The 18282-nt window shown below is 45.8% G+C and carries 21 protein-coding genes; 1 reads left to right on the top strand and 20 read right to left on the bottom strand.

Annotated features, from left to right (window positions below; genetic code table 11):
- Nucleotides 1-7 precede the first annotated feature (7 nt).
- The 14 genes from sucC to smc form a co-directional block, all read right to left on the bottom strand.
- Nucleotides 8-1168, bottom strand: coding sequence for an ADP-forming succinate--CoA ligase subunit beta (gene sucC, locus AS030_RS05900; protein WP_061969404.1), 1161 nt, complete (start codon nt 1166-1168; stop codon nt 8-10).
- 192 nt (nt 1169-1360) lie between these two features.
- Nucleotides 1361-1543 carry an alpha/beta-type small acid-soluble spore protein gene (locus AS030_RS05895; protein ID WP_061969402.1) on the bottom strand — a complete coding sequence of 61 codons (183 nt, stop codon included), beginning with the start codon at nt 1541-1543 and terminating at the stop codon, nt 1361-1363.
- Between the two features lie 60 nt (nt 1544-1603).
- Complete coding sequence (locus tag AS030_RS05890; protein ID WP_061969400.1) at nt 1604-2386, bottom strand: ribonuclease HII; 783 nt, start codon at nt 2384-2386, stop codon at nt 1604-1606.
- 79 nt (nt 2387-2465) lie between these two features.
- On the bottom strand, nt 2466-3320 hold the full coding sequence (ylqF, locus tag AS030_RS05885; protein WP_061969398.1) for a ribosome biogenesis GTPase YlqF: 855 nt from the start codon (nt 3318-3320) through the stop codon (nt 2466-2468).
- A gap of 16 nt (nt 3321-3336) precedes the next feature.
- Nucleotides 3337-3876, bottom strand: a complete 540-nt coding sequence (lepB, locus tag AS030_RS05880) for a signal peptidase I (RefSeq protein ID WP_061969396.1) — start codon at nt 3874-3876, stop codon at nt 3337-3339.
- A 77-nt stretch (nt 3877-3953) separates the two neighbouring features.
- A complete protein-coding gene (gene rplS, locus AS030_RS05875) occupies nt 3954-4298 on the bottom strand; it encodes a 50S ribosomal protein L19 (RefSeq protein WP_061969393.1) in 345 nt (114 codons plus the stop codon).
- Between the two features lie 131 nt (nt 4299-4429).
- The gene (trmD, locus tag AS030_RS05870; protein WP_061969391.1) at nt 4430-5164 is read right to left on the bottom strand and encodes a tRNA (guanosine(37)-N1)-methyltransferase TrmD; all 735 of its coding nucleotides are present in this window, start codon (nt 5162-5164) and stop codon (nt 4430-4432) included.
- Nucleotides 5165-5680: a ribosome maturation factor RimM gene (gene rimM, locus AS030_RS05865; RefSeq protein ID WP_129476018.1), complete on the bottom strand. Its 516-nt coding sequence runs from the start codon at nt 5678-5680 to the stop codon at nt 5165-5167.
- A gap of 146 nt (nt 5681-5826) precedes the next feature.
- Nucleotides 5827-6054 (bottom strand): KH domain-containing protein, encoded by a 228-nt coding sequence (locus AS030_RS05860; RefSeq protein WP_061969387.1) that lies wholly within the window; start codon nt 6052-6054, stop codon nt 5827-5829.
- Between the two features lie 14 nt (nt 6055-6068).
- The gene (gene rpsP, locus AS030_RS05855; RefSeq protein ID WP_061969385.1) at nt 6069-6341 is read right to left on the bottom strand and encodes a 30S ribosomal protein S16; all 273 of its coding nucleotides are present in this window, start codon (nt 6339-6341) and stop codon (nt 6069-6071) included.
- An 88-nt stretch (nt 6342-6429) separates the two neighbouring features.
- Nucleotides 6430-7773 (bottom strand): signal recognition particle protein, encoded by a 1344-nt coding sequence (ffh, locus tag AS030_RS05850; protein WP_061969383.1) that lies wholly within the window; start codon nt 7771-7773, stop codon nt 6430-6432.
- A 14-nt stretch (nt 7774-7787) separates the two neighbouring features.
- Nucleotides 7788-8111, bottom strand: coding sequence for a putative DNA-binding protein (locus AS030_RS05845; RefSeq protein ID WP_061969381.1), 324 nt, complete (start codon nt 8109-8111; stop codon nt 7788-7790).
- Nucleotides 8112-8765: 654 nt separating this feature from the next.
- Entirely contained in the window at nt 8766-9755 is a 990-nt protein-coding gene (ftsY, locus tag AS030_RS05840; protein ID WP_061969379.1) for a signal recognition particle-docking protein FtsY, read from the bottom strand.
- A 25-nt stretch (nt 9756-9780) separates the two neighbouring features.
- Nucleotides 9781-13347, bottom strand: a complete 3567-nt coding sequence (gene smc / locus AS030_RS05835) for a chromosome segregation protein SMC (RefSeq protein WP_061969377.1) — start codon at nt 13345-13347, stop codon at nt 9781-9783.
- Nucleotides 13348-13453: 106 nt separating this feature from the next.
- Between smc and AS030_RS05830 the strand changes: the two genes are divergently transcribed.
- The gene (locus AS030_RS05830) at nt 13454-13681 is read left to right on the top strand and encodes a DUF1128 domain-containing protein (protein WP_240482212.1); all 228 of its coding nucleotides are present in this window, start codon (nt 13454-13456) and stop codon (nt 13679-13681) included.
- 40 nt (nt 13682-13721) lie between these two features.
- On the opposite strand, the gene rnc is transcribed toward AS030_RS05830, so the two are convergent.
- From rnc to fapR, 6 genes are all read right to left on the bottom strand, one after another.
- Nucleotides 13722-14429 (bottom strand): ribonuclease III, encoded by a 708-nt coding sequence (rnc, locus tag AS030_RS05825; protein WP_061971572.1) that lies wholly within the window; start codon nt 14427-14429, stop codon nt 13722-13724.
- Between the two features lie 174 nt (nt 14430-14603).
- Nucleotides 14604-14840, bottom strand: coding sequence for an acyl carrier protein (acpP, locus tag AS030_RS05820; protein WP_061969375.1), 237 nt, complete (start codon nt 14838-14840; stop codon nt 14604-14606).
- Between the two features lie 69 nt (nt 14841-14909).
- Nucleotides 14910-15650, bottom strand: a complete 741-nt coding sequence (gene fabG, locus AS030_RS05815; protein ID WP_061969373.1) for a 3-oxoacyl-[acyl-carrier-protein] reductase — start codon at nt 15648-15650, stop codon at nt 14910-14912.
- Nucleotides 15651-15654: 4 nt separating this feature from the next.
- Entirely contained in the window at nt 15655-16593 is a 939-nt protein-coding gene (gene fabD, locus AS030_RS05810; RefSeq protein ID WP_061969371.1) for an ACP S-malonyltransferase, read from the bottom strand.
- On the bottom strand, nt 16593-17600 hold the full coding sequence (gene plsX, locus AS030_RS05805) for a phosphate acyltransferase PlsX (protein WP_061969369.1): 1008 nt from the start codon (nt 17598-17600) through the stop codon (nt 16593-16595). Before plsX ends, fabD begins: the two co-directional genes overlap by 1 nt.
- Entirely contained in the window at nt 17597-18175 is a 579-nt protein-coding gene (gene fapR, locus AS030_RS05800) for a transcription factor FapR (protein ID WP_061969367.1), read from the bottom strand. The genes plsX and fapR overlap by 4 nt, the downstream gene beginning before the upstream one ends.
- Nucleotides 18176-18282: the final 107 nt, after the last annotated feature.

Below are 18282 nucleotides of genomic sequence, written 5' to 3'. Positions count from 1 at the left end.
CCGGGAATTATTTTACTAGTGAAACGATTTTTTCTGCACCGTCTGCCATGGAATCTGCAGATGTAATATTCAATCCTGATTCGTTAAGGATTTTCTTTCCTAGATCTACGTTTGTTCCTTCAAGACGAACAACAAGCGGAAGGTTCAATCCTACTTGCTTGGTTGCTTCTACAACACCGTTGGCAATAACATCACACTTCATGATGCCGCCAAAAATGTTAACGAAAATACCTTTTACATTTTTGTCGGAAAGGATAATCTTGAACGCTTCTGTTACTTTTTCAGTTGTTGCGCCGCCCCCAACGTCAAGGAAGTTGGCAGGATCACCATTGTAGTGCTTGATGATGTCCATGGTTGCCATCGCAAGTCCTGCACCGTTAACCATGCAGCCAATATTTCCATCAAGGGAAATGTAGCTCAAGTCATATTTGGAAGCTTCGATTTCTTTTTGATCTTCTTCTTCCAGGTCGCGGTATGCCAGAATGTCTTTTTGGCGGTAAAGCGCATTGGAATCAAAGTTTAATTTCGCATCAAGCGCCATTACATTACCGTCGCCAGTTACGACAAGCGGGTTGATTTCTGCAATAGAGCAGTCTTTTTCAACAAAAGCCTTATAAAGGCCAAGCATGAACTTTGCAGCCTTGTTTACAAGCTCTTTCGGAATATTGATGTTGAATGCCAAGCGGCGTGCCTGGAAAGCTTGAAGACCGATTGCCGGGTCAATGACTTCCTTGAAAATTTTCTCAGGTGTCTTTTCAGCTACCTCTTCAATTTCAGTACCGCCCTCTTCAGAACCCATCATAACAACGCTTGAAGTTGCGCGGTCAAGAACAAGGCCGATGTAATATTCTTTTTTAATATCGCAGCCTTCTTCGATAAGCAAGCGCTTAACTTCTTTGCCTTCAGGACCAGTTTGGTGTGTAACAAGCACTTTCCCCAAAATTTCATCCGCATATGTACGAACTTCATCAAGGTTTTTAGCTACTTTAACACCGCCAGCTTTTCCTCGTCCGCCAGCATGGATTTGTGCTTTAACAACAGTTACAGCGCTTCCTAATTCTTTCGCAGCTTCTACTGCTTCTTCTACGGAATACGCTACTTTACCGTTTGGAACAGCCACACCGTACTTTCTTAGTACCTCTTTACCTTGATACTCGTGGATATTCATTCTCCATCCTCCTATCATCTTTAAAACTAAACTACCGTTTACCATTTTATATAATAGAAGCCGAACTGTCCACTCTTCTTCGAAAGAAATGCAAACGTATTCACCTAATTCCGACAGAAAACCGCACAATTTCCTACACAATATGTACTATTTCCGACATTTAAGAAAATTTTACGGCACGCAAAAAGCAGGCTATTTACGCCTGCTTTTTTCCTTTGTATCATTATCATCCGTTTTGCTTTTTTTCCCCGACTCTTTCACCATTGCATCACGCTCAGAAACGGGACGGTAGATTCCAAATTCTTCTCCGATTTCCTCGCGGTATTGATCAAGCATCGATTCTACCCCGGAAACAAGCAATTTTCTTCTTGGCATCACAATCGCCTCCTTTTCTTGTAGGATATCCATTCCTTCAAAAAATAGGCAATTGCGCCTCTACAGCAACGTACCCTGCTGAACAGGCGAAAAGGAGCGCCGGTGTTCTTCCACCGGGCCATGTTCGTCAAGTGCTTGCAAATGGTCCTTCGTGCCGTAGCCCATATTCTTATGAAACAGATACTGCGGATACTTGCCATGCAACTCTTTCATGTACCGATCTCTGGTTACTTTAGCCACAATCGACGCTGCAGCAATGGATACACTTTTGGCATCTCCCTTTATTATTTTCGATTGAGTGATAGGAAGGGGAAGCTCCATGGCATCGATGAGCAGGTGGTCAGGCTCCTTCTTTAATGCCCTTACTGCTTTCACCATTGCTTTTTTTGAAGCCTGATAAATGTTGATTCGATCGATTTCAGGCGCCGATACCAGCCCCAATCCAACTGCAACCGCCTGATTCAATATCTTTTCGTACAACTCTTCACGTCGCTGTTCACTAAGCATTTTGGAATCATTGATTCCTGGTATGTAGGTTCCGGGAGCGAGAATAACGGCAGCGGCAACGACAGGGCCGGCAAGCGGCCCCCTGCCGACTTCATCTATACCGGCGATTAAGGATTTACCCTGATTGGTCCATTCGCGTTCAAAGATGAGCATCTCCTCATATTTCTCTTTAAGTAAACGCGCAGACTTCAACTCTTTTTCGTGCCTGCTAATGATCCTCTGCACACCTGCCCTGCCGTCTTTTCCGAGTTCCTCCAAAAATTCCTGCAATCGTTCCCCGCTGTCCTTAAGTTCGAGCAGCTTATTTTCGATCTGTTTTATTGTAAGCTTCATCATCAACCTTCACTTTCTATGTAGTTGAACGCCGCGCTGGTTCTCATTACAAAAAAAGGCACGCGGATGCGCACCTTTACCATTAAACTTGATCAGGCCGCTCGTAGGAGAGCCTTCCCAATTTCTCGGCCCGGATATCGCGCAGGACGATTTCCGCCGTTTTTTCATAATCAATGAATCCGCCGCTCATCAAACAACCACGCTTCTTGCCGATTGCATCAAAAAGCTGGATAGCTTCGTCCGGAATATCCTCGAGGTTATATCGTTCCTGAAGTCTTTCCGGATAGTGATCCTTATAATAATTCAAAGCGAATAAGACAATCTCCGAAAAGTCGAGCAGCGTTTCTTTTATCGCTCCGGTAACCGCCAATTTAAGTCCGATCGACTGATCTTCAAATTTTGGCCAAAGAATACCTGGCGTATCCAGCAGCTCCAGGGAAGAACCTACCTTGATCCACTGCTGTTTTTTTGTCACACCGGGTTTATCCCCTGTTACGGCAATATTCTTTCCTGCCATGCGGTTGATCAGGGTGGATTTCCCTACGTTCGGAATCCCCAGAATTAATGCCCGCACAGCTCTCGGCTTAATAATACCTTTTGCCTTCATTTTATCAAACTTTTCTTTCACCAGCTCTTTTGCCGCGGCTTCAATCTTGTTAATGCCCTGTCCGGTTTTGGAGTTGAGCACAAGGACAGGAAGGCCTTTCCCTTGAAAATATTCAACCCAAAGCCTGGTTACTTCAGGATCCGCCATGTCTGCTTTATTGAGCAGCAAAAGACGTGGTTTCCCGGCAGTAATTTCATCGATCATTGGATTACGCGAGGCCAGAGGCACCCGTGCATCCACCAATTCAAATACAACATCAATCAGTTTTAGTTTTTCTGTTATTTCGCGCCTGGCTTTTGCCATATGGCCCGGAAACCATTGAATGGTCATTGCTACACCTACTTTACTACTTTACAACACCGATATCGTTAAGCGGCCAAAATCGCACCGTGGCTTTTCCGATGATATTATCCATATCTACAGTGCCGATATTCCGGCTGTCACTGCTGTGCCGGCGATTGTCGCCCAATACGAAAACCTGGCCTTTAGGAACGGTTTGCTTGCCTGTTACTTCAAACAAAGTGAAATCATAGGTTAAGTCTCCGTCTTTTGTTTGCTCTTTATACGGTTTGAGGTACTTTTCGTTCATCGGCTTACCGTTGACATACAGCGTGTCATGCTTATACTCAATCGTATCTCCCGGCAACCCAATCACACGCTTAATGTAATCTTTTGTTTCTGTCGCCTTAAACACCACAATGTCAAAGCGTTCCGGTTTATCAAGCTTGTTTACTACCAGCCTGTCCCGGTTATGTAGCGTAGGCATCATGGACTCGCCATCGACAACAATGGGAGCAAACAGAAAATAACGGACGACGCCGGCAAGAAGCAAAGCCACGACCAGCGCTTTTACCCATTCCCAAGATTCTTTTTTGTTACTTGCCATACTTCATCCTCACATTCAGGTTTTATTTAGATATATAAAAAGGAGCTTGAGATGAGTCAAGCTCCTTTTTAGTGCAATTAGCGAATCTCTTTGATACGCGCTGCTTTACCGCGAAGTGCACGCAAGTAGTAAAGCTTAGCACGACGAACTTTACCGCGTCGAACGACTTCAAGGTTCGCAATCTTAGGAGAATGTAAAGGGAATACACGCTCTACACCCACACCGTAAGAAATTTTACGAACAGTGAAAGTTTCGCTGATTCCAGTTCCGCGCTTCTTGATTACAACACCTTCAAAAAGCTGGATACGTTCACGAGTTCCCTCGACAACTTTTACGTGTACACGAACAGTATCACCAGAACGGAACTTAGGAAGATCCGATTTTAGTTGTTCTTTAGCTAGATCTGCAATAATCTGTTGCATAGTTATTGCCTCCTTCCGACAGATGTTCTTGCCGCGCTTTCATCAGCAGCGGAACACCTTAATACTGGCCTAAGCCACGAAATATATCTTATCACATGAAAGAAATGAAAAGCAAGTGGTTATGCTAAAATTCACTTCTCTTTTTTAACCTCTTCCAGCCACTTTTTTTCCTGTTCTGTCAGGTCTGCAGACTCCAGGAGATCAGGTCTTCGTTTCCATGTACGGCGCAGCGATTCCTTTGTCCGCCACTCTTCAATATGCTTATGGTTGCCTGAAAGAAGGACATCCGGAACCTTCATGCCTCTGAAGTCGGCAGGCCGGGTATAATGCGGGTGTTCAAGCAATCCCGAACTGTACGAGTCTCGTACGGACGACTCTTCATTTCCGAGCGCGCCGGGTAAAAGGCGGGTCACGCTGTCAATGATGACCATCGCCCCCAGTTCACCACCGGTGAGTACAAAATCGCCGATGGAGATCTCGTCGGTGACCAGGTTCTCCCGAATGCGTTCATCATAGCCTTCATAATGGCCGCAAACGAAAATCAAGTGCTGTTCTTCGGAAAGTTCTTCGGCTTTTTTTTGCGTAAAGCGTTCTCCCTGAGGACAGAGAAGGACAACCCTTGGCTTGGCCTCGCTTTTGTGGGTCAGATCTTCCACCGCGTCAAAAAGCGGCTGGGGAGTCAGCACCATGCCTGCTCCGCCGCCATACGGATAATCATCGACCCGGCGGTGCTTATTTTCCGTGTACTCCCTGAAATCGGTAACATGGTATTCCACAAGCCCTTTTTCCTGTGTCTTTTTTAAAATGGACGAACCAAACACACCGGCAAACATTTCAGGAAAAAGCGACAACACATCAATTCTCATCTAAATCAAGCCTTCCATCAGATGAATGATGACCTGCTTGTTTTCAACGTCCACCGATTTAACCACCGGAGGGATATACGGAATCAAGAGGTCCGGACCAAAATCCTTCTGTTTGATGACCCAGACATCATTTGCTCCCGGAGAAAGAATTTCTTTCACCTTGCCGAGTTCTTTTCCATCATCCGTAATCACGGTACAACCGATGATATCACGATAGAAAAACTCGCCTTCTTCCATTTCTACGGAATCGTCCGCAGATGCCTTTAAAAGGTGTCCTTTATATTTTTCCACATCATTGATATTCGAGTGACCTTCAAATTGCAGGAGATCAAACTGCTTGTGAACACGGTGAGCCGCAATGGTCACAGGTACCATGTCGCCGTCCCCTTGTTCCACATAAAGTGTGTTGCCTAATTTGTACCGTTCTTCCGGGAAGTCCGTCCTGGAAATGACCCGGACTTCACCGCGTATTCCATGCGTATTGACGATTTTTCCGACATTTAACCATTTCGTCATCTCTATCCACCCTTGCCGCCCTTCTCTTTTTTAACAGTGTGGGCTGAATGATCGCAATCTATAATCATTTTTTTTGAAAGTGAAAAAAAGGGTGAGGCTGCCCCCATCCCTTTTTAGCTTAAGAAGTTTATACTGCATTCCCAAATCTATACGATTTCAAGTGAAATGCGCTTGTTCTGACTCGTTCCTGCAGCGTTGACAACAGTTCGGATGGCTTTTGCCACCCTGCCCTGTTTACCGATGACCTTGCCCATGTCTGAGCTGTGGACGGTCAATTGGTAAACGAGCTTTTCCCCGTCTTCTACTTCTTTTACGCTGACTTCTTCTGGATGATCAACAAGAGCCTTAACAATCGTTTCGATCAACTCTGTCATCATATCATCACCCATTATTTTTGTAGTTTAGCGTTGTGATACTTTTCCATTAGTCCAGCGTTAGAGAAAAGGTTGCGTACAGTGTCTGAAGGCTTCGCGCCATCAAGCATCCATTTAAGAGCCTGCTCTTCGTTGATTTTAACTTCTGCAGGGTTTGCAACCGGATTGTAGGTACCAATCTCTTCAATAAAGCGGCCATCACGCGGTGCGCGGGAATCTGCTACTACTACACGATAAAATGGAGCTTTCTTTTGCCCCATGCGTTTTAAACGAATTTTTACTGCCATTGTAAAAATACACCTCCGAAAATTGTTCACACAAATCAATATAATATAATAAATTTCCAGCTTTGTAAACCAGAAAATTCATCCAATCTTACATAAACGGAAATTTCATTCCGCCTTTCTTCTTGCCTTTCATCATGCCGGACATCTGCTTCATCATCTTTTTCATTTCATCGAACTGCTTGATCAGCCGGTTGACCTCCTGTACAGTGCGACCGCTGCCCTTGGCAATCCTTCTTCTTCTTGAAGCGTTAATGATTTCTGGCTGCTCTCTTTCAAGCTTGGTCATCGATTTGATAATCGCTTCGACATGGCCGATTTGTTTATCATCGATCGAAACATTCTTTAAGCCCTTCATCTTGTTGGCGCCCGGCATCATGCTGAGCAGTTCATCAAGTGGACCCAGGCTTTTGACCTGCCCCATCTGATCAAGAAAATCATCAAAGGTAAAGGACATGTCCCGCATTTTTTTCTGCAGTTCTTTTGCCTTTTCCTCATCCACATTCGTTTGTGCTTTTTCAATCAGCGTCAGCACATCACCCATGCCGAGGATTCTCGACGACATTCTGTCTGGATGAAACGGTTCGAGAGCGTCCATTTTTTCTCCCATACCGACAAATTTAATCGGAAGGTCAGTAACCGCTTTAATGGAAAGTGCGGCACCGCCCCGGGTATCGCCATCGAGTTTGGTCAGCACAACGCCCGTCAGCCCAAGCTGCTCGTTAAAGCTCTCGGCTACGTTCACTGCGTCTTGCCCTGTCATGGCATCCACCACTAGGAAAATTTCATTCGGGTTTGAAATTTCTTTGACCTTTTGAAGCTCATCCATCAGTTCTTCATCGATATGCAGGCGTCCTGCCGTATCTATGATTACATAATCATGATGCTCTTCCTTCGCCTTGGCGATGGCCTGTTTGGCAATCTCCACAGGGCTTACCTGATCCCCAAGTGAAAAAACAGGAAGATTCAGCTGCCCGCCCACGGTTTCCAGCTGTTTAATCGCAGCTGGACGATAAATATCGGCAGCGACCAAAAGCGGGTTGCGGTTATGCTTCTTGCGAAGATGGTTCGCAAGCTTTCCGGTTGTGGTCGTTTTACCCGCTCCTTGCAGACCCACCATCATAATGACGGTCGGCGGCCGGTTGTTCACTGCAATCTTGCTTTGCTCGCCGCCCAACAAGGTGGTAAGCTCATCATGAACAACTTTCACAACCTGCTGCCCGGGAGTCAGGCTCTTCAGCACTTCCTGCCCCACAGAGCGTTCGGTCACCCGTTTAATAAAATCTTTGACAACCCGGAAGTTAACATCGGCTTCAAGGAGCGCTAGACGGACTTCGCGCATCATTTCTTTTACATCTGCTTCCGTCACTTTGCCCTTGCCCCTGATTTTCTGCAGGGTGTTCTGAAGCCGGTCGGCCAATCCTTCAAATGCCATAGTATTGTCGCCTCCTATTCCATGTTTTCAAGGCGATCAATGATCTCAAGAACTTTATCAGACGAATTTCCGAGCAGTTCTTTTAATCTGGAAAGTAACTGATCGCGTTCCTGAAATTTCGCAAATAAACCGAGCTTTTCCTCGTACTCTTCAAGCATCGCCTCTGTCCGTTTAATATTATCATAAACGGCCTGGCGGCTTACATTATATTGTTCAGCGATTTCTCCAAGAGAAAAGTCATCCAGATAATAAAGAGCCATGTAATTCTTTTGCTTCGGGGTCAGCAATGACTGATAAAAATCAAACAAATAATTAATTCTCGTTGTCTTATCCAGCATTTCAACACCCCTTGTTAAGTGAAAAGCCTTTACGTTAAATTATAGTACACTGGTCATTGCCCAATGTCAAGTTTTTTTCTTGATAGCAAAGAAAAGCTGAAGGGACCGTTTAGAGACGAAAGGCGTTGGAACTTTAACACAGCAACACGCTCTTTGTGTTGGGGTGGTAAGGTGAAACGACAGAGTCTCTGGTCCCCGAAGCTGGATCACTACGAAAAGCTGAGGTGCCCGTTCAGGGACGAAAAGCATTGGAGGGCATTGGCATAAAACGCTTTTTGTTTTCTGACAAAGACCGAAATGATCGAGTTCCTGGGCGCCGAAGCTGGATCACTACGAAAAGCTGAGGTGCCCTGTTAAGGGACGAAAAGCATTGGAGGGCTTTGACATAAAACGCTTTTTGTTTTCTGACAAAGACCGAAATGATCGAGTCCCTGGGCGCCGAAGCTGGATCACTACGAAAAGCTGAGGTGCCCTGTTCAGGGACGAAAAGCATTGGAGGGCTTTGACATAAAACGCTTTTTGTTTTCTGACAAAGACCGAAATGATCGAGTCCCTGGGCGCCGAAGCTGGATCACTACGAAAAGCTGTGATTAACCCATAACAAAGTGGTTTACTTCGTTCGTTTTGGACATTTTGCACACAAAAAGAGCGGAATTACTCCGCTTTTTCTTCATCCTCCAGGCCGGAAAACAAGCCGTAAACAAATTGATCGGGATCAAACACCTGCAGATCATCAATTTTTTCTCCCAAGCCGACAAATTTCACAGGAATATCCAGTTCATTCCGGATGCCCAGAACAATTCCACCCTTCGCCGTGCCGTCCAGCTTGGTTAGGACAAGCCCTGTCACATTAGTCGACTGGCTGAACGTTTTCGCCTGGTTCATGGCATTTTGTCCGGTGGTTGCATCCACAACAAGCAAGACTTCATGTGGTGCTCCCGGCACTTCACGTTCGATGACGCGTTTTACTTTTTCAAGTTCGTTCATCAGGTTTACTTTATTTTGGAGCCTCCCTGCCGTATCGCAGAGAAGAACGTCGGCATTTCTCGATTTTGCTGCCTTTAAACTGTCATAGATCACCGCTGCAGGATCAGAACCTTCCTGGTGCTTGATTACATCTACACCAGCACGCTGCCCCCAGACCTCTAGCTGCTCGATCGCTCCTGCCCTAAACGTATCTCCCGCTGCAAGCAGAACCGATTTCCCCTCCTGCTTCAACTGGTGGGCGAGCTTTCCGATGGTGGTCGTTTTTCCGACACCATTAACACCGACAAACAGGATGACGGACATCCCTTCGGTTTGCAGATTCAGTTTACCCTCCTGATCACCTTTGTGCAGCATACCGGCGAGCGTCTCGGAAATCGCCGATTTTAAATCCTCCGTATTTTGGATGTTTCTTGTTCTGGAAACATCTTTGAGCTGATCTATGAGTTCCATGACCGTATGAACACCAACATCAGCAGAAATCAAAATTTCCTCCAGTTCTTCAAAAAATTCCTCATCTACTTTTCTGTAGCGTTTCACCAGGTCATTGACTCGTGTTGAAAATGAAGTTCTTGTTTTTTCCAGACCGCTTTTGAATTTTTCGGATACCGAATCGGATTGTGTCGTAAATTTTTCTTTTAATCGTTTTAAAAAGCTCATGCTTTCCTCCTATGTTCTCTATTTGTCAGTTTGCACCGACAAGTTCCTTTGATTCCTCAAGTTTCACAGAAACCAGCTTGGATACACCAGATTCCTGCATGGTCACACCGTACAGAACATCTGCTTCTTCCATCGTACCCTTTCTGTGGGTTACCACGATAAATTGCGTCCCTTTGCTGAATGTTCTTAAATAGCTGGCATACCGGCCAACGTTGGCATCATCAAGTGCAGCCTCTACCTCGTCAAGAATGCAAAAAGGGACGGGGCGCACTTTCAGGATGGCAAACAGCAGGGCGATCGCTGTCAGCGCCCGCTCTCCTCCAGACAACAACGCAAGATGCTGCAGTTTTTTTCCTGGAGGCTGGGCTAGAATGTCCACTCCTGTTGTCAGCAGGTTTTCCGGATTGGTTAGAGAGAGATCGGCTCTGCCTCCCCCGAACAGCTCCTTGAAAATCTGTCCAAAATGAGAGCGTATGCCGGTAAACGTTTCTTCAAATCTTTTTTTCATTTCGATGTCCATTTCATCAATGACCCCATGTAGGGTTTCCTTCGCTTCCACCAAATCCTGTTTTTGTTCGGTAAGGAAATTGAACCGCTGGGACACACGTTCATATTCTTCAATGGCTCCCAGGTTGACCAGTCCCAGTTCTTCAATGGCCAATTTGATCAATTTTACTTTTTTCCTTGCTTCGTCTGCTTCTATGGAAAGCGCAAACTTTTCCTTGGCGCCTTCAAATGACAGTTCATATTCTTCGCGCAAATGGGTGAGGCGGTTATCAAGTTCAACATCCAGCCGGTTTATGCTTACTTCTTCGGTGCGGAGTGCATCATTGAGCTGTTTAAGAATTCGTTTCGATTCTTTAAGCTCCCTGTCACGGTCCTCCGACTTCTGGTAAAGTTCAAGCCTCTCCTGCCTGCGCTGTGAGATCAAATGGAGAACCGCGTTTTTATCCTGCCGTTTGGACGCAATATGCCCGTCCAGTACTTCTTCACCGGATGAATTACTGTTCATTTCTTCCTCAAGCATCCAGAAGTCCTGATCGGTTTCCTCAAGCTGGGCCGTTACATCCTTTAATTCCGACCGGAGTCGGACCAGCTTTTCCTGCTGATTGGCGGTCTGCTGCTCCTTTTCGGCAATTTTGATTTTTATTGCGGTGGCAGACTGCTGAATTTCTTCCTTGGATGTTTGCTGATCTTTTTTGCGAATCGTAAGCTCCTCGATTTTCTGCTCGAGCATTTCAGCCTCTATCTTGTTGTCTTCAAGGGAGGCTTCAAGCTCGGTAATTCGTTCAGCAATGGAATTTTGCTCCGTATGATAGCTATTTTTTTCGCGGTCATAAAGAGATAGCCTGTCATTCAGATTTTTCTCTTCTATCTCAATTTCCCGCAATTTGCTTTTGAGCGATTGTTCTTCCAGGCGGCTGTTTTCCCCCTCCTGCCTGAACGCATCCAGCTGTTCACGCAATTGGAGAATCGCCGCTTTGGAATCTTTCACCTGGGCCTCGGCAAAAGCCGTCTGGTGTTCCATCTTTTCCATCTTTTCGGTCACCTGGTCCAGTTCACGCTGCCGTCCCAGAAGTGAGGAGTTCTTTTGTTTAACACTTCCTCCTGTCATCGAGCCGCCGGCACTTACGACATCTCCTTCGAGCGTGACAATACGATACTTGTACCTAAAGATTTTCGCGATTTCATTGGCGCCTTCTATTGTTTTGGCAATCACAATGTTCCCCAAAAGGTTGGCGATAATTTTTTCATAGCTGGAATCGGCAGCCACCAATTGGCTCGCCACACCAACAAAAGCGGGGTGGGACGCAGCAAGACTGAGATCAGAAGGCTGAATATACCGTCCTTTGATCACAGACATCGGCAAAAAGGTTGCCCGCCCATACCTTTTCTTCTTCAGGAATGAAATGGCGGCGACGGCATCCTTTTCACTCTGTGTCACGATGTGCTGCATGGACCCGCCGAGCGCCGTTTCAATAGCGGTTTCCACTTCGGCCGGTACACTGATTAATTCAGCAACCGCTCCTTCAATGCCGGTAAGGTTGCTTTTGGCCTTTAGCACCTCTTTTACGCCCTGCATAAAGCCCTGGTATTCGTCCTGCATGGATTCAAGCCATTCTTTTTTCGATTTGAACTGCTGAATAAACTGATACGCTTGATACAGTTTATTTTGTTTTTCCTCATTTTCATTTTCTTTTTGTTCGAGTTGTTTTTTCAGTTTGGCATACTGCTCGAGGTGGCCCGATATTTTTGTCTCGGCCGCTTTGACCTGTTCAAGCAGCGCAAGCTTTTCCGTGTGGACGTTTTCCCGCTGTTCAATATAACCTTCATGTTCTTTGTCCAGACGGGTGGATTTAAACTGCTGCTGACTCTTCTGGTCTGTTAAATACCGCATCTCATTTTTGATCGATGCTGAGCTGTTCAGAGCCTCAAAGTATTCACTTTTCAGCCGTTCGATCTCAGCTTCAAGATCCAGCTCCATAACAGACAACCGGCTTTCTTCTTCTTTAAGCTGATTCCTAAGTGTTCGGAGTTCTTTCTTTTGCTCGCCGAATAAACGTTCCCCTTCCGCTGAAGCATGCTCCAGCTCCTCCTTTTTTTTCTTGAGGTTCTGAATCTGCTGTTTAAGGGATTCTTTATTCTGATGATAGTTTTTCTTTCTTTCCTTTAAAACCTCACGTTTTCCTTCGAGCTTTTCCAGTTCCTCGCTCGCCACCAGCAAAGACTGCTGCAGCTCGTCGATCGATTCGTCAAGCGCCTGGATATCCGAACGCATGCGTTCAAGCGATGCCTCTTCATTTTTCACCTTGGCCGCAAGTGCAGAATCCTTTGTTTTCAGCTCATCCACAAGTTGGGACTGTTTTTCCCATTTCCCGTGCAGTTCTTCAATCTCATACACCGTTAATGCGACTTCAATTTGCTCGAGTTCCTCTTTCTTCTCCAGAAAATCCTTGGCAATGGAAGCCTGGATCTCGAGCGGCTCAACCTGTCCTTCCAATTCATAAATAATGTCTTCAACGCGATTCAGGTTCTCTTGTGTTTCATACAGCTTGGCTTCTGCTTTTTGTTTTCGTGTTTTATATTTCAAAACACCGGCCGCTTCTTCAAAAATCTTCCGCCGGTCCTCTGCCTTGCTGCTTAAAATTTCTTCAATTTTCCCCTGGCCGATAATGGAATATGCTTCACGGCCGAGTCCCGAATCCATAAACAAATCCACAATGTCCTTCAGCCGGCATTGCTGTTTATTCAGCAGGTATTCACTGTCACCTGAACGGTAAACTCTTCGGGTTACACTGATTTCATTATATTCAAGCGGAAGGTGCTGATCCTCATTGTCCAGCGTGAGGGTCACCTCAGCCACATTGAGCGGCTTTCGGTTGTCGCTTCCCGCAAAGATGATATCTTCCATTTTCGATCCGCGAAGTGATTTGGCCGACTGCTCCCCGAGCACCCAGCGGACAGCATCTGAAATATTGCTTTTCCCGCTGCCGTTCGGGCCAACCACCGCCGTCACTCCCGGCACAAATTCAATATTGATTCGATCCGCAAAAGACTTAAAACCTACAACATCTAATCGTTTGAGGAACATCTTAATCCCCCTTATGTATTCTTAACTAATTTATTTTACCATAGATCAACATACAAATAGATTCATTTATGCTACAATTAACAAGAAAGAGGAAAGAAAGGGTGCTATGATGAATTTAACCACTCCCAGCCAGGAAAATATAGAGTTCATGATTGAAGCCGTAAAAAGAAAGCTGCAGCTCGTAAATTCCGGCTTGATTCAGGGTGACGATTACACCGTTGACCAATATGAAGACATTAAAGATCTCTATGAAATGGTCATGAAAATGCCCGGTTTTAGTGTTCGTGATATGGAAGGCATTGTGTCCGAGCTTGGTTCACTGAAAAAGAAATAATGACTACATAATGAAAAAACACCCTCATGCAGGGTGTTTTTTAATGTTTCATTATTTTCTCCAGCGCTTCCTGTGCAGCATGCTGCTCCGCTTCCTTTTTTGAGCGGCCATAGCCTACGCCAAAAGGGTCTTCGTTCAGCTTGACCTCTGAAACAAATTCACGGTTATGCGCCGGCCCTTTTTCCTGAATGATCTTATAATCGATCGTACCAAGGCCTTCCCGCTGTACATACTCCTGAAGCTGGCTCTTAAAATCCATCACATGAGAAAAAGCACCTTCATTGATTCGGGGAAATACGTGAATTTCCAAAAATTCCCTGACGGCTTCGAGTCCTTTATCCAGATACAGTGCACCAATAAAGGCTTCAAAGACATCAGCGAGCAGTGCAGGCCTTGTACGCCCGCCTGTATTTTCCTCACCCTTGCCGAGCTGCACATAATCCCCAAAATGAAGCTCATTGGCCAAAATAACAAGAGAAGGCTCGCATACGATTGCTGCTCTCAGTTTTGTCAGTTCACCTTCACTCATGGTGGAAAATTTGGAGTAAAGAAACTGAGAAATGGTTAATTCCAGCACGGCGTCCCCTAGAAACTCAAGCCGTTCGTTGTCTTCATACGGACGTCCCCGATGCTCATTCACATATGATGAATGTGTAAATGCCTGTACCAGCAGTTTTTCATTGTCAAAAAAAAGATTAATTCGTTCCTGCAAAGGAGCTACCTTTTGTTTTCGTACTTTTTCGTCCATTAATTTTCTCGACGGGTGTTTAAACCGTTGTCGTGAACCTTTTTTATTGTTTGGCGTTTGTTTCTTTGAACCTTTCATCATTGCCTCCTGCATAACACTTAGAGGGTACCTGCTCATTGTCTGCGAATAGGTTAAAGTCCCGCACGAGTCGTTACGGGACTTTTTAAAACATGATTAGTTGTTGTTGCTGTTTATGTAATTAACAACGTCTCCAACCGTTGTAATTTTTTCAGCATCTTCGTCAGAAATTTCCAAATCAAATTCGTCCTCTAGTTCCATTACTAGTTCAACAACATCCAAGGAATCCGCACCAAGATCTTCTTTAAAAGAAGCCTCAGGCTTAACCTCTGCAGCGTCTACACCAAGACGATCTACGATAATCTTCGAAACTCTTTCAATTACGTCTGCCATGTGTATTCACCTCCTTTCAATACTATATACCATTTAAGAAAAAAAAACTAGATAGAATAAGCGGTTCAGTTACATTACCATTCCGCCGTCCACGTTGATGGTCTGTCCGGTAATATAAGAACTGCTGTCGCCTGCTAAAAACGTCACAAGCGAAGCAATATCATCTGTGCTGCCAAAACGCGCTAGCGGAATAGCTTTCAGCATTTCACCTTTAACATTTTCCTCAAGCACTTCAGTCATTTCCGTATCAATGAAACCTGGTGCAATGGCATTGACCGTAATGTTGCGGCTCGCCAGTTCCTTTGCCGTCGTTTTTGTCAGTCCGATCACACCAGCTTTGGCTGCAACATAGTTGGCCTGTCCAGGATTTCCTGAAACACCAACAATGGATGAAATGTTAATGATTCTTCCTTTTCTCTGCTTCATCATCTGGCGGGTGACCGCTTTTGTGCACAAAAACACACCTTTTAAGTTCGTATTGAGCACAGAATCCCATTCTTCCTCCTTCATGCGCATGAGCAGATTATCCTTGGTAATCCCTGCATTGTTAACTAGAATATCAAGTGAACCAAACTCTTCGATAACCCGTTTGACCATTCCGGTTACGGATTCACTGTCAGCAACATTCGCCTGAACAGCAATGGCTTCCTGCCCCATGGCGATAATTTCTTCCACGACTTCTTTTGCCTTCGCTTCATTGCCGGCATAATTGACAGCGACTTTTGCTCCGTTTTTCGCCAATTCAAGTGCGATGGCTCTTCCGATTCCTCTTGATGCACCTGTAACCAGAACTGTTTTTCCGTTTAGCATGGAGTTACTCCCCCTTCAGCTTTTCAATTGCGGCATTCATACTTGCTTCGTCACTGATCGCGATGGTTGTTGCCCTGCGGTTGACCTTTTTCACAAGCCCTGAAAGAACTTTTCCCGGCCCGATTTCAATGAATGTATCCACTCCGAGCGCCATCAATTCATTCACTGTTTCTTCCCAGCGGACAGGAGAGTATATTTGTTTTACCAAGTTTTCTTTAATGACCGATGCTTCTTCTACAGGCTTGGCAGAAACGTTGGCAATGACCGGAACTTCAGCATTGCGAATCTCGATCGTATCAAGCACTTTCTCCATTTTTTGAGCAGCAGGTTCCATCAGCGATGAATGGAACGGACCGCTTACTTGCAGTGGAATGACCTTGGCTCCATTTTCCTTGGCAAGACTGGCGGCATCTGCTACTCCTTGTGCCGTTCCAGAAATCACAATCTGACCTGGGCAGTTTAAATTCGCCACTTGAACCGCATGGCCATTTTGAGATACTTTTTGCGTAATATCCTCTAAATCAGCCTGTTTCATTCCCAGTACTGCAGACATGGCGCCAACACCGGCGGGTACGGCTTCTTCCATAAAAAGCCCCCGCTGTCTTACTGCATACACAGCATCCTCGAAGGACAGACTTCCCGCTGCAACTAATGCCGAATACTCACCCAGGCTGTGGCCCGCAGTGTAATCTGCCTGGATGCCTTGCTTTTTTAATACAGCAAGCACAGCTGTGCTTGCTGTAAGCAATGCAGGCTGCGTATTTTCCGTACGTTTCAAGTCCTCTTCAGGTCCTTCAAAGATCACAGAAGAGAGGGAAAAGCCGAGCCTGTTGTCCGCTGATTCAAAAATAGTTCGGGCTTCCTCGAAATTTTGTGCCAGTTCCTGTGCCATTCCCACACTTTGGGATCCCTGGCCAGGGAATAAAAAAGCAATTTTACTCATTATTCTTCCCCCTTTTTCTCGTTTTCTACTTCTTTCATTTTTTCGGCGATGATGGAAACGACCTTTTTCTCCACCATGGTTCGTGTTTGCCTGACGGCATTAAAAATGGCGTTCTCATCGGATGATCCGTGTGCTTTCACGACAGGAGCAGCAAGACCAAACAGTCCCGCGCCGCCATACTCCGAATAATCAAGTTTGCTTTTCAGACCTTTCAGCCTTGGCTTCAAGAGACCCGCTGCCAGTTTGCTGACCGTTGTGGCCGTCAGTTCCTGCTTGAGCATGGAAAACATCATCAATGCCGTGCCTTCGATCGTTTTGAGGACGACATTTCCTGAAAAGCCGTCACACACCACCACATCCGCTGCTCCGTTCAGCAGATCTCGCGCTTCCACATTTCCGATAAAATGAACGGGCGCGTCCTTCAGGAGGGAAAAAGCAGCCTTACTTAAGGCATTTCCTTTTTCATCCTCTGTGCCTACGTTCAAAAGTCCCACTTTTGGATGTTTGATTCCGCGGACCTGCTCCGCATAGGTGCTGCCCATAATGGCATATTGAAGCAGATGCTCCGGCTTAGCGTCCATATTGGCGCCAACATCCAGGAGCAAAAACCCTTTGCCATCCATGGTGGGCAATGTCGGAGACAGTGCCGGGCGGTCAATTCCACTGATCCTGCCGACATTGAACAGACCGGATGCCATAAGCGCCCCCGTATTTCCCGCTGAAATGCAGGCATCTGCCCGCCCCTCCTTCACTTCTTTGGCGGCGAGAACCATGGAAGCATTCTTTTTCTTTCGCACGGCACGAACCGGCTCTTCATCGCTTCCAATTTTCTCCTCGGTATGCATGACCTCCACCCTATCTGAAGAAGTCAGATAGGGTGAGATTTTATTTTCATCCCCAATTAAAACAATGTTCAAATCCTCAAATGCAGAGAGTGCCTTTAATGCTCCCTTCACTTGAGCTACAGGAGCGTTGTCTCCGCCCATTGCATCGATCGCAATTCTCATGTTGCACTTCCTTCCTTTCCTTCTCCAGTCGAACGGAACATAATGAATTGACCGGAGAAGACCGCTTCCTTTTCTACGTAGCTCGTAACCTCAACCGTAGTACGGTAGCCTTCTATTCTGTTTACTTTCGCTTTTGCCACCACCCGTTCCCCTTCTTTTACCTGCCGGGTAAAACGGATATTGGCTTTTGAGGTGAGCGCCAGTTCATCATTGATGATCGCTACAGCGAGCGAATTCGCCTGCGCAAAAAGATGGTGCCCCCTCGCTATTTTTGTTCGGGAAAACACATGTTCACTTTTAATATCCAATATGGAAATGGCCGCTTCATCCAGCTGAAGATCAATAATTTCCCCAATCACTTCTTCCAGCGGAAGCGCTTTGACCGTATCAAGCTGCTGCTGCGCTACATTTTTTATCCGTTCCCTGAGTTCGGGAATGGAAAGTTCCAACCGGTCCAGCCGGATCGTCTGCACACTGACCAGGAATTTTTCGGCCAGTTCTTCATCAGTTATGAAGGGCGTAGCCTCAATTGTGCTTTTCAGCAATGCCTGTCTTTCCTTTTTTGTTCTCTTCATGTATCCACACCATCCAGATATGCCAGTTGAGCATCAGCACGGCTATCCATTTTTTAAGAGCTGGTACTAATAGTAGTATATAATAGCAGCTATACCATTTCAAGAAA

This window comes from Fictibacillus enclensis (genome assembly GCF_001457035.1).
Classification (GTDB): domain Bacteria; phylum Bacillota; class Bacilli; order Bacillales; family Fictibacillaceae; genus Fictibacillus_C; species Fictibacillus_C enclensis.
This window is presented reverse-complemented; position numbering and strand designations above follow the sequence as displayed.